The sequence below is a fragment of the Pseudomonas sp. KCJK9058 genome (genome assembly GCF_046230975.1).
GTDB lineage: Bacteria > Pseudomonadota > Gammaproteobacteria > Pseudomonadales > Pseudomonadaceae > Aquipseudomonas > Aquipseudomonas alloputida.
This window is the reverse complement of the sequence record NZ_JBJJLR010000055.1, coordinates 24,265-35,667: the sequence shown is the minus strand read 5'-3', so window position 1 is coordinate 35,667 and position 11,403 is coordinate 24,265. Positions and strand designations below refer to the sequence as shown.

Annotated in this window: 10 protein-coding genes; 3 read left to right on the top strand and 7 right to left on the bottom strand. The window is 61.2% G+C overall.

Annotation, left to right across the window (positions count from 1 at the left end; genetic code table 11):
- Positions 1 to 119: 119 nt before the first annotated feature.
- Genes tcyN through tcyJ form a run of 3 tightly spaced genes read right to left on the bottom strand, consistent with a single transcriptional unit; the run spans position 120 to position 2,340 of the window.
- Entirely contained in the window at positions 120 to 878 is a 759-nt protein-coding gene (tcyN, locus tag ACK59Z_RS22530; protein WP_003255850.1) for an L-cystine ABC transporter ATP-binding protein TcyN, read from the bottom strand.
- Positions 879 to 880: 2 nt separating this feature from the next.
- Positions 881 to 1,549: a cystine ABC transporter permease gene (tcyL, locus tag ACK59Z_RS22525; protein WP_003255849.1), complete on the bottom strand. Its 669-nt coding sequence runs from the start codon at positions 1,547 to 1,549 to the stop codon at positions 881 to 883.
- Positions 1,546 to 2,340 (bottom strand): cystine ABC transporter substrate-binding protein, encoded by a 795-nt coding sequence (tcyJ, locus tag ACK59Z_RS22520; protein ID WP_003255847.1) that lies wholly within the window; start codon positions 2,338 to 2,340, stop codon positions 1,546 to 1,548. Before tcyJ ends, tcyL begins: the two co-directional genes overlap by 4 nt.
- Positions 2,341 to 2,647: 307 nt before the next feature.
- Here tcyJ and epsC point away from each other — a divergent pair, with 307 nt between their 5' ends.
- Positions 2,648 to 3,580 carry a serine O-acetyltransferase EpsC gene (epsC, locus tag ACK59Z_RS22515; RefSeq protein WP_003255846.1) on the top strand — a complete coding sequence of 311 codons (933 nt, stop codon included), beginning with the start codon at positions 2,648 to 2,650 and terminating at the stop codon, positions 3,578 to 3,580.
- A 268-nt stretch (positions 3,581 to 3,848) separates the two neighbouring features.
- Positions 3,849 to 5,852 carry a choline transporter BetT gene (gene betT, locus ACK59Z_RS22510; RefSeq protein WP_003255844.1) on the top strand — a complete coding sequence of 668 codons (2,004 nt, stop codon included), beginning with the start codon at positions 3,849 to 3,851 and terminating at the stop codon, positions 5,850 to 5,852.
- A gap of 123 nt (positions 5,853 to 5,975) precedes the next feature.
- Here the strand turns inward: betT and tauD are convergent, their stop codons facing one another.
- From tauD to tauA, 4 genes are read right to left on the bottom strand one after another with little or no spacing between them, the layout of a single operon-like run.
- Positions 5,976 to 6,809, bottom strand: coding sequence for a taurine dioxygenase (gene tauD, locus ACK59Z_RS22505; RefSeq protein ID WP_108191882.1), 834 nt, complete (start codon positions 6,807 to 6,809; stop codon positions 5,976 to 5,978).
- A gap of 48 nt (positions 6,810 to 6,857) precedes the next feature.
- Positions 6,858 to 7,697 carry a taurine ABC transporter permease TauC gene (gene tauC / locus ACK59Z_RS22500; RefSeq protein ID WP_019750186.1) on the bottom strand — a complete coding sequence of 280 codons (840 nt, stop codon included), beginning with the start codon at positions 7,695 to 7,697 and terminating at the stop codon, positions 6,858 to 6,860.
- Positions 7,694 to 8,482 carry a taurine ABC transporter ATP-binding subunit gene (gene tauB, locus ACK59Z_RS22495; protein WP_010951613.1) on the bottom strand — a complete coding sequence of 263 codons (789 nt, stop codon included), beginning with the start codon at positions 8,480 to 8,482 and terminating at the stop codon, positions 7,694 to 7,696. Before tauB ends, tauC begins: the two co-directional genes overlap by 4 nt.
- A gap of 13 nt (positions 8,483 to 8,495) precedes the next feature.
- On the bottom strand, positions 8,496 to 9,467 hold the full coding sequence (tauA, locus tag ACK59Z_RS22490; RefSeq protein WP_003255840.1) for a taurine ABC transporter substrate-binding protein: 972 nt from the start codon (positions 9,465 to 9,467) through the stop codon (positions 8,496 to 8,498).
- Between the two features lie 517 nt (positions 9,468 to 9,984).
- Here tauA and ACK59Z_RS22485 point away from each other — a divergent pair.
- Positions 9,985 to 11,325, top strand: a complete 1,341-nt coding sequence (locus tag ACK59Z_RS22485; RefSeq protein WP_108191881.1) for an OprD family porin — start codon at positions 9,985 to 9,987, stop codon at positions 11,323 to 11,325.
- Positions 11,326 to 11,403 lie beyond the last annotated feature (78 nt).

Here is an 11,403-nt window from a genome sequence, read left to right as displayed (position 1 = left end):
GGGGGGGATTTGTTAAGGGCGTGCAGGCGTCTTCGCGGGTAAACCCGCTCCTACACATGCCTCAAGATCTGTGCATTCACTGTAGGAGCGGGTTTACCCGCGAAAGGGCCGGAACAGGTTTACTCGGAGGCCGCAGTCCCGAGGAACTTGCGCAAGAACTGCCGGGTACGTTCTTCCTTCGGCGCCGCGAACAGCGCCTTGGCTTCGCCCTGCTCCACGATCACGCCCTTGTCGAAGAAGATCACCCGGTTCGCCACGTCCCGGGCAAAGCTCATCTCGTGGGTGACGATGATCATGGTGCGCTTTTCCTCGGCCAGGCCGCGGATGGTCGCCAATACTTCACCGACCAGCTCCGGGTCCAGCGCCGAGGTCGGTTCGTCGAACAGGATTACCTCTGGTTCCATGGCCAGGGCGCGGGCGATGGCCACGCGTTGCTGCTGGCCGCCGGACAGGCGCCGTGGGTAGGCGTCTTCCTTGCCCGCCAGGCCGACTTTGGCCAGCAGGCGCCGGCCAAGCTCGATGGCCTGTTCGCGAGGCGTCTTCTTGACGATCACCGGCCCCTCGATCACGTTCTCCAGGGCAGTGCGATGGGGGAACAGGTTGAAGTTCTGGAACACGAACCCGGCTTGCTGGCGCAAACGGCGAATCGCACCCTGCTGCCCGCCCAAAGGGCGGTTGGCATCGATGCTGATGGCGCCGATCTGGATCTGCCCGGCATCGGGGGTTTCCAGCAGGTTAAGGCAGCGCAAGAAGGTGGTTTTGCCCGAGCCACTGGGGCCGATGATGGCCACCACTTCACCGGGCTGCACGGTCAGGTCGATACCGTTGAGCACGGTCTGGCCCTTGAACCGCTTGGTCAGGCCTTTGACTTCAATCATGCTCAATGCTCCTGGTCATGCTGGTTGACCCGCGCTTCCATGCGGTTCTGGAAGTGCGCAAGGATGCTGCACAGCACCCAGTAGATGACCGCGACCGCCACGTACATGGTGAACACTTCGAACGTGCGCGCAGTAATCAGCTGGGCTTGGCGGAACAGCTCGGGCACCTGGATGGTTGCCGCCAGGGCAGTGTCCTTTACCAGCGAGATGAAGCTGTTGCCCAGCGGTGGCAGCGCGGTGCGCAAGGCCTGTGGCAGAATCGCCCGGCGCATGGCTTGCACGCGGGTCATGCCGATGCTGGCGGCTGCTTCCCACTGGCCCCGGTCGATCGAGGAAATGGCTGCGCGCAGGATCTCGCAGATGTAGGCCGCCATGTTCAGCGACAGGCCGATCAGCGAAGCGGGGATTGGGTCGAGCTCGATGCCGATTTGCGGCATGCCGAAATAGATCACGAACAGCTGCACCAGCAGCGGCGTGCCGCGGAAGAACGACACGTAGACCCGCGCCAGCCAGTTCAGCGGCAGAATCTTCGACAGCCGCATAAGCGCCAGGGCAAAGCCCAGCACCAGACCGAAGAACATGCCGCCGACACTGAGCAGCACCGTATAACCCGCGCCCTTCAGCAGGAAGGGCGCGGAGTCGACAACGAGTTGCAGGCTTTCAGCGATCATTTGGTGACATCGGCACCGAAGTACTTCTCAGACAGCTTGGCCAGCGTGCCGTCAGCTTTTAGCTTGTCGATGGCCTTGTTGATGGCTGCCAACAGTTCCGGCTCACCTTTGCGCAGGGCCACGCCGCTTTCCAGGCGCGAGAAGGCATCGCCAGCAAGTTGGGTGTCCTTGGCTTTTTGCGCGTATTCCAGCGCCGCCAGGCGGTCGATCAGGATGGCGTCGATACGGCCGTTGCGCAGGTCAGCGAACTTGCTTGGGTCGTCTTCATAGGTGCGCACATCGGCTTGCGGCACGTCCTTTTTCACCCACTGTTCGTAGTTGGTGCCAAGGCCTACGCCGACCTTTTTGCCGGCCAGGTCCTGTGCGCCCTTGATGTTCAGCTGCTCGGCTTTCTTCTTCAGGATTAGTGCCTGGATGCCGGAGACAGTGTAGGGCTCGGAGAAGTCGTACTTTTTCTTGCGCTCTTCGGAAATGGTCACCTGATTGACCACTACATCCAGGCGTTTGGATTCCAGCGCGGCGAGGATGCCGTCCCACTTGGTCGGCTGGATCTTGGCCTTGACCCCCAGCTCCTTGGCCAGCAGCTCAGACAGCTCCACTTCGAAGCCGGTCAGTTTGCCGTTTTCGTCCTGGAAGCTGAATGGCGGGTAGGTGCCCTCGAGGCCGACGTTGATGACGCCTTTTTCCTGGATGGTCTTCAATTGCTCGCCGGCGAAAGCCTGGCTGAGCAGGCCGGCACCCAGCAGGAGGGCCAGGCTGGCGTTGAGTAGCGGTTTGGCGAATTTCGACATGTCAGAGCCCCGCGCTTGTTGTCTAGGTAGTGAGGTGGCGACTATAGGGTTGGCTGATTAGGCCGGGAAATACTAAAAAATAACTTTAATATTCCTTTTTTGATTTGCGCCAGGTGCTGGCTGCTTTGAGGGTAGGCGACGATACCCACTCCGTCATCGCGGCTTATGCCTGACTTAGTGCAGGATGGAATAAAGCGTTGTTTTTTCCAAGCCTCAGATTTGCCGTAAAGTGGATTGCAGCAGGCAGGTTCGGCCTTTTCGCGGGCCTGGCAACAAAATCAGATGGCCTATACGGCAGGAGAACACCGTGAGCGAACAACCTTCATCCGCGCATTGGCAGTTGCAGAGCATTGTCACTGGCCTGCGCGGGGCCCGTGAGCAATGGCGCACCCGTAATGGCCGCAGTATTGGCGAGCAGGGCGGGCGCGAGCTGCCGTCGCGTGAAGCGATGCGACAGATTCTGGAGCAACTTTGCGGGGCGCTGTTCCCCATGCGCCTGGGGCCAGTCGACCTGCGCGAAGAAAGTGAAGACTTCTACGTCGGCCATACCCTGGATGCCGCGCTGACCGCCTTGCTGGCCCAGGCTCGTCTTGAACTTCGCTACGCGGCACGGCAAAGCAAGGCTGAGCTGGCGGGCGTCGACGCCCGTGCGCTGAGCCTGATCCAGGGCTTTGCAGCTGCGCTACCGGAACTGCGCGTTCTGCTCGACACCGATGTGCTGGCCGCCTACCACGGCGACCCGGCAGCGCGCAGCGTCGATGAAGTGCTGCTGTGCTACCCGGGCATCCTGGCGATCATCCATCACCGGCTGGCACACCACCTGTACAAGGCTGGGCTGCCGCTGCTGGCGCGGATCAGTTCGGAGCTGGCGCATTCGGCTACCGGTATCGACATTCACCCGGGGGCGCAGATCGGCCCGAGCTTCTTCATCGATCATGGTACGGGTGTGGTCATTGGTGAAACCGCGATCATCGGCGAGCGCGTGCGCATCTACCAGGCGGTGACCCTGGGCGCCAAGCGTTTCCCCAGCGATGAGTCGGGTACGCTGCATAAAGGCCTGCCACGCCACCCGATCGTCGAAGACGATGTGGTGATCTATGCCGGGGCCACGGTGCTGGGGCGTATTACCATCGGTAAGGGTTCGACCATTGGCGGTAATGTGTGGCTGACGCGCAGTGTGCCGGCTGAAAGCAACATTACTCAGGCCAACCTGCAGCTGGATTGCCAGGACAAGAACTGATCCCGCATTGCGATTGCCTTGCTGGCCTCTTCGCGGGCAAGCCCGCGCCTACGACGGACGTACCAGATGTAGGTGCGGGTTTACCCGCAAGAGGCCGGAACAGGACGACACCAATCGGCGCCCCAATTCGCATTGAAATCCGATCCATGTTTAACTTGAACACTTGTTCAATGAAAAACGCTGGTCCGCTGCCGGTGTTCAACAGGAGGATTCCTTTGCTGAACCCGTTCATTCCGAACCTCACGTCATTCGACGAGGTGCACGCCCTATGAGTGCACCGAACCCTTCCGCTGCCAACGGCAAAATCCGCATGAACCCCCCGGTGTTCTACTTTGCGGCGAGTTTCATCCTCATCTTTGGCCTGGTAGTCATCTCCAATCCGCAAGCCGCAGGTGACTGGTTGCTGGCGGCGCAGAACTGGGCGGCCAACACGGTCGGCTGGTACTACATGCTGGCGATGACGCTGTACCTGGTCTTCGTGGTGGTCACCGCCTTGTCTGGCTACGGCAAGATCAAACTCGGTGCCGACCACGACGAACCCGAGTTCAGCTACCTGTCGTGGGCCGGCATGCTGTTCGCCGCCGGCATCAGCATCACGCTGTTCTTCTTCTGTGTCTCCGAACCGCTGACCCACATGCTGCAACCGCCCCAAGGCGAAGCCGGCACGGTCGAGGCCGGGCGCCAGGCGATGCAGATCCTGTTCCTGCACTGGGGCCTGCATGGCTGGGGGGTGTTCGCCTTCGTCGGCATGGCATTGGCCTATTTCGCCTACCGGCATAACCTGCCGCTGGCCCTGCGTTCGGCGCTGTACCCGCTGATTGGCAAGCGCATCAACGGCCCGATCGGTTATGCGGTGGATGGCTTCGGCATCATCGCCACGGTGTTCGGCCTGGGCGCCGACATGGGCTTTGGGGTGCTGCATCTGAACGCCGGTCTGGACTACCTGTTCGGCATCAGCCACAGCCAGTGGGTGCAGGTGATCCTCATCACCCTGATGATGGGCGCGGCTGTGGCCGTAGCCGTGGCCGGGGTGGAGAAGGGGGTGCGGGTGATGAGCGACATCAACCTGTTCCTGGCCTGTGCGCTGCTGCTGTTCGTGCTGTTCGCCGGGCCTACCCAGCACCTGTTCAACACGCTGATCCAGAACCTGGGCGACTACCTGGGTGCGTTGCCGCGCAAGAGCTTCGACGTGTATGCCTATGGTGAAAACCGCGGCTGGCTGGGCGGCTGGACCGTGTTCTACTGGGCCTGGTGGATTGCCTGGGCGCCGTTCGTGGGCCTGTTCATCGCCCGCATCTCCCGTGGCCGTACCATCCGCGAGTTCGTCTTTGGCGTGCTGCTGATTCCGCTGGGCTTCACCCTGGCGTGGATGTCGATCTTCGGCAACAGCGCCCTGGACCAGGTGATCAACCACGGCATGACCGCACTGGGCCAGTCGGCGCTGGACAACCCATCGATGAGCCTGTACCTGCTGCTGGAAACCTACCCCTGGAGCAAGGCAGTCATCGCCACCACGGTGTTCATCAGCTTCGTGTTCTTCGTCACCTCGGCCGACTCGGGCACCGTGGTGCTGTCGACCTTGTCGGCCAAGGGCGGGGACGCTGATGAAGATGGGCCGAACTGGCTGCGTATCTTTTGGGGGGCGATGACTGCACTGATCACCAGTGCGCTGTTGTTCGCTGGCAGCATCGATTCGCTGAAGTCGGCAGTGGTGCTGACGTCGCTGCCGTTCTCGCTCATTCTGCTGTGCATGATGTGGGGGCTGCACAAGGCGTTCTACCTGGAGTCGCAGCGGCAGATCGCGCAGATGCACTCGCTGGCCCCGTTCGCCCAGTCGCGTCGCGGCCGTGGCGGCTGGCGCCAGCGCCTGAGCCAGGCGGTGCACTTCCCGTCACGTGATGAGGTGTACCGTTTCATGGATGATGTGGTGCGCCCGGCGATTGCCGATGTGCGTGAAGTGTTCGAGCAGAAAGGCCTGGTCCTGATTACCCAGGACGACCCTAGCCATGACAACGTCAGCCTGAAGATTGGCCATGGCGAGGAACAGCCGTTCATTTACCAAGTGCAGATGCGTGGCTATTTCACACCATCGTTCGCCTTGGGGGGGCTGGGTACGCAGGAGTTGAAGAACCGCCGCTATTACCGGGCGGAGGTGCACCTGAGCGAAGGCAGCCAGAACTATGACCTGGTGGGCTACAGCAAGGAGCAGATCATCAACGACATCCTCGACCAGTACGAGCGGCACATGCAGTACCTGCACCTGGTGCGCTGACCAAGCTCTCCTGTCCTGGCCTCTTCGCGGGCTTGCCCGCTCCCACAGGCACGGCACCGGTTTCGAAACCTGTGTGTACCTGTGGGAGCGGGCAAGCCCGCGAAGAGGCCAGACAGGCAACCGCTAGAAAGGTGCATCCCCAAGGATGGTCGCCCGGTGCATCACCCGCCGGTTCGGCCGGTAATCATCCACCGCAAAATGCTGGGTCACGCGGTTGTCCCAGAACGCCACGTCATGCTCCTGCCAACGCCAGCGAATGCTGAACTCCGGTCGCGTCGCATGGGCGAACAGCAGCCTCAGCAGCGCATCGCTTTCCAGTTCGCTCAGTTCATTGATGCGTGTAGTGAACCCTTCATTGACGAACAACGCCTTGCGCCCGCTCACCGGATGCGTGCGCACCACCGGGTGCGACAGCGGTGGGTTGTTGCGCCGGGTGGCCTCCCAGCGCGTCAGGTCTTCCGGTGTGGTGCCAAAGCGCTCCAGCGGGAACGACTTGGTGAAGTCGTGGGTAGCGGTCAGCCCGTCCAGCATTTCACGCAGCGGCGCCGACAAAGCCTCGAAGGCCGCAATGCCGCTGGCCCAAAGGGTATCGCCACCGTAAGCAGGCAATTGCTTGGCGCTGAGTACCGCGCCCAGTGCCGGGGTCGGCAAAAAGGTCACGTCGGTGTGCCACACGGCGTTGTCGCGCACATCGGTAACCGCCGTGTCGAGCACCAGCACCTGCGGGGTGTCCGGCACGTTGGGGTAAATCGGGTGGATGTGCAGGTCGCCGAAGCGTGCGGCAAAGCGCGCCTGCTGTTCTGGGTTGATCGGCTGGTCACGGAGGAACAGCACCTGGTGCTGGAGCAGTGCCTGTTCGATGGCATCGCGCTCTTCTGCGCTGATATCGCGGCTGATGTCCACGCCGCTGATCTGGGCACCGAGTGCTGGGCTTAGGGGAGTGATGGTCAGGCTCATGTCGGTCTCTTCAATCGGGCGCCAGTGTGCTGGCGTGGACAATGGAATTCAGTGAATCTGCCCATGCCAGGGCACCAGCTTGCGTTGCAGGGCACGCAGGCTCATTTCCAGAGCGAAGGCGATCAGGGCGATCAGCAGGATGCCCAGCACCACCACGTCGGTGACCAGAAACTGCGCCGCCGATTGCACCATGAAGCCCAGGCCGCTGGTGGCGGCAATCAGTTCAGCGGCCACCAGGGTCGACCAGCCGACCCCCAGGCCAATGCGGATGCCGGTAAGGATGTCAGGCAATGCACTGGGCAAAATGACGTGGCGGATCAGTTGGGCCTTGGTTGCGCCCAGCGACTGCGCCGCGCGCAGCTTGGCCGGATCTACCGTGCGCACACCGGTGGCAGTGGCAATGGCGATGGGGGCGAAGATTGCCAGGTAGATCAGCAGCACTTTCGACAACTCGCCGATACCGCACCAGATGACGATCAGCGGCAGGTAGGCCAGCGGCGGGATGGGCCGGTAGAACTCGATCAGCGGGTCGAGAATGCCGCGGGCTACGCGGTTGTAGCCGATAGCGATGCCGACTGGTATTGCGGTCAGGGTCGCAGCCACCAGCGCCAGGCCGATGCGGCCCAGGCTTGCGCCCAGGTGCTGCCACAGGCTGGCATCCATGTAGCCTTGGGTCAGCAAGGCCCATGCCTTGGCCAGGATGTCACCGGGCGAGGGCAGGAACAGGGGCTCTACCCAACCGGCAGCCGTCACCAGCCACCAGACCAGTAGCAGGCTGGCCAGGGTCAGGGTGCTGATCCAGCGGGTGGACAGTGGGCGGCGTAGCGTGGCGGCTGGCCGGGTTTGGGTGTTGTGTTTGCCGGCGACCGGCAGGTCCAGGCTGCTCATGCGCGCTCCTGCAGGCTTTGGCGTTGGGAAAACACCCGCGCCAGCACATGCTCGCGGGTTTCGATGAAGGCTGGATCGGACTTGATGGCCCGGGCCGATTCACCAGCGGCATAGCGCTGGCCGAAGTTCAGCTGCAGGCGTTCCACTACGCGTCCCGGGTTGGGCGCCAGCAGTACCAGTTCGCTGGCGAGGAACACCGCTTCTTCGATGTCGTGGGTAATCAGGAACACCGGCTTGGCGGTGCGTTGCCAAACTTGCAATAGCAGCTCTTGCATCTGCTCACGGGTGAAGGCATCGAGGGCACCGAACGGTTCATCCATCAGCAGTACCCGAGGGTCAGCCGCCAGCGCCCGGGCAAGGCCCACGCGCTGCTTCTGGCCACCGGACAATTGCCAGATACGCCGTTCGCCGAAGCCATCGAGGTCGACCAGGGTGAGCATTTCGCGGGCCTTGGCCTCACGCTGGGCGCGGGGTACGCCGGCCAGTTCGAGGCCGAAGGCGACGTTGCCCAGCACGTTCTGCCATGGCAGCAGGGCATCGTCCTGGAACACCACGCCGCGTTCTGCACCGGGGCCCTGCACCGGCACACCATCGAGGGTGATGTGACCGCCACTGGGGGCGACGAAGCCGGCGATCAGGTTGAGCAGTGAGGTCTTGCCGCTGCCGGAAGGCCCCAGGGCCACCAGCAGTTGGCGTGGTCCCAGGCTCAGGTTGATGTCGGCCAGCACCGGGGTGCTGGCGCCTGGGTACTGTGCGCTGATGCGCTCCAGCTCGAGCAAGGCCATGACGGGCTCCGGATCAGTTTGGAAGGAACTTGGCGCTGACGTACGGCGAGTAGTCCGGCAGCACTGCTTCGACTTTGCCTTGCTGCTTGAGGAAGTTGGCGGTGTCCGTCAGCGCTTGGGTGGTCGGCGCGCCCAGGGCGTTGGCCTGGTCAGCGGCCAGCGGGTAGACGTTGCCCTCCAGCAGCACCGGGATGTCGCTGGCCTTGGCACCGGACAGCTTCACCAGCTTGTCTACGTTGCCCTTGTCGGCCAGCCAGGCTTTCGGGTCCTTGCGGTAGTCGGCGTAGGCATCGAGGGTGACTTTGGCAAAGGCCTTGACCACATCAGGGTGTTTCTCGGCGAAGTCCTTGCGCACGATCCAGGCATCGAAGGTAGGCGCGCCTTTCTGTGCCAGCTCACCGGAGGTGATCAGGACCTTGCCGTTTTCCTTGGCCACGCCCAGGGCCGGGTCCCACACGTAGGTCGCATCGATGTCGCCGCGCTTCCAGGCGGCAATGATGGCCGGCGGCGCCAGGTTGAGAATCTGTACCTTGGAAGGGTCGATATTCCAGCTTTTCAGTGCGGCAAGCAGGCTGTAATGCCCGGTGGACACGAACGGGACGGCGACCTTCTTGCCGATCAGGTCTTGCGGCGACTTGATGCTGTCACGGGCCACCAACGCTTCACCCGCGCCAATCTGGGTGGCGATGAGGAAGGTTTCAACCGGCAGCTTGCGGGTGGCGGCAGCGGCCAGCGGGCTGGAGCCCAGGTAGCCGATCTGCACGTCGCCGCTGGCCACGGCAGTGATCACGTCTGCGCCGTTATCAAATTTGCGCCAGTCGATGCTGGCCTTGCTGGCTTTTTCGTAGTCGCCATCGACCTGTGCCACTTTGGCCGGGTCGACAGTGGTCTGGTAGGCCACTGTCAGGTCGGCTGCCTGGGCCAACCAGCTGGTGCTGGCGAGGGTCAGGGCGGCGAACAGGCGCAGCGGAGCGTGCGGGATCATGGTTGAACCTCTCGTCAGGCAAGTCGGGTTGGATGACGAGAAGGCTAAATGATCTAAGAAAATTAAAATAAATAACTTTTTTGCATTAGCTTAGGAGCCAAACGCTTTAAAGCCAGGCGTTTCGAAGGCGCACAAGGGGTGAGTGCGCCATGACCCGTGGCGAAATCAGAGAGGCGTACGAGGCGTTTAGCCCCGATAGAACGATTTGGCATTAGGTTATGAGCAAACGTTTGCAAATAACCAAAAGTTATTAAATGGGTCGCAGCTACAACGAATGGCAGTAAAGGTTCCTAATATATTCCTTAAAAGTCTTACAAATTCATAAAACAGTCATTTTGGATTTATAGGATTGTCATTATCCTGTAGCGCAGGTGGCGTCTTAGACCAAAGTCGCGAAACGTTTAGAAACGATTGACTTAACAGTCACGCTTTGGGACTAAATCGCCCATCCCGGTGAGCGGGGCATCAGACCCCTCCGCCAGAGATACACAAAAATTAGAACGTAGAGGAGCAAAACATGTACAAGTCCAGCCTGGCTCTGGCCGTGGCACTGGGGGTTCTCGCCCAACAAGCAGGCGCTGCCGGTTTCGTTGAGGACAGCAAACTGTCGCTCAGCTCGCGCACCATGTACTTCAACAACGACAACCGTGAAGATCACGCAAAACCGGGTGCGGAGCGCCCGGATCAGCGTGAGTCGGGCCAGGGCTTCAAGCTCGACTACATCTCGGGCTTTACCCAAGGCACTGTAGGCTTTGGTGTTGATGCCCAAGCGCTGTGGGGTATTCACCTGGATGGTGGCGAGGGTTACCACAAGTCCGGCTTCTTCCCGGATGACGGCAAAGGTTCTGCAGCCCAGTGGGCTCGTTTCGGTGCCAATGCCAAGGCGCGCTTCTCCAAGACCGAAGCGCATTTCGGTAGCGCGCTCGCACCGAACCTGCCGATCCTGGTTTCCAACGATGGTCGTCTGCTGCCACAAACCTTCGAGGGTGGCACCATCCAGTCGAAGGAAATCGACAACCTGACCATCAACGCGGGTCAGCTGACCCACGCCATGGGCCGTGCTTCGAGCAACCGTACCGGTCTGTCTGTCGCCGGTTCCAATGCCGAGAGCAACAAGTTCCGCTACGGTGGCCTGGACTACAAGCTCACTCCAGACCTGACCCTGCAGTACTACTACTCGAACCTGGAAGACTTCTACAAGCAGCACTTCCTGGGCGCGACCCACGTGTTCAAGATCGCTGACGACCAGTCGTTCAAGACCGACCTGCGCTACTTCGACAGCAGCAGCGACGGCAAGAATGGCAACGACAGCGCTTACAACTTCAACAACAACGGTGGCTACGCCAAAAACACCGGCGAGATCGACAACAAGACCTGGTCCGCCATGTTCACCTATACCTTGGGTGGCCACGCGCTGATGCTCGGTCACCAGCAAGTGGGTGACGACGGTGGCTTCGTATGGTTGAACCAGGGCAGCCTGAGCAACGACAGCGGCACCTCGGAAGGTGCTGGCGGCTCCAGCTTCTACCTGTTCACCGACAGCATGATCAACCAGTTTGCCCGTGCTGGTGAAAACACCACCTTCGGTCAGTACTCCTATGACTTCGCGGCGCTGGGTGTGCCAGGCCTGAAGGCATCGGTTGCTTACCTGCGTGGTGACGATATCCGCAACAAGTCGGGCAGCGGTACCTACAATGAATGGGAACGCGATGCGCGCATCGACTACACCCTCCAGGAAGGTGCCCTCAAAGGCTTGGGCTTCAGCCTGCGCCAAGGCGTGTACCGTGGTGCCGGCGAGAGCAGTGCCGACCAGGATCAGGCTCGCTTCATCGTGAACTACACTTACAGCTTCCTGTAAGTCGTAGCCACAAAGAAAGCCTCGCCTAGTGCGAGGCTTTTTTGTGCCTGCTAATTAGTATGCGTTATGGTTATAAAT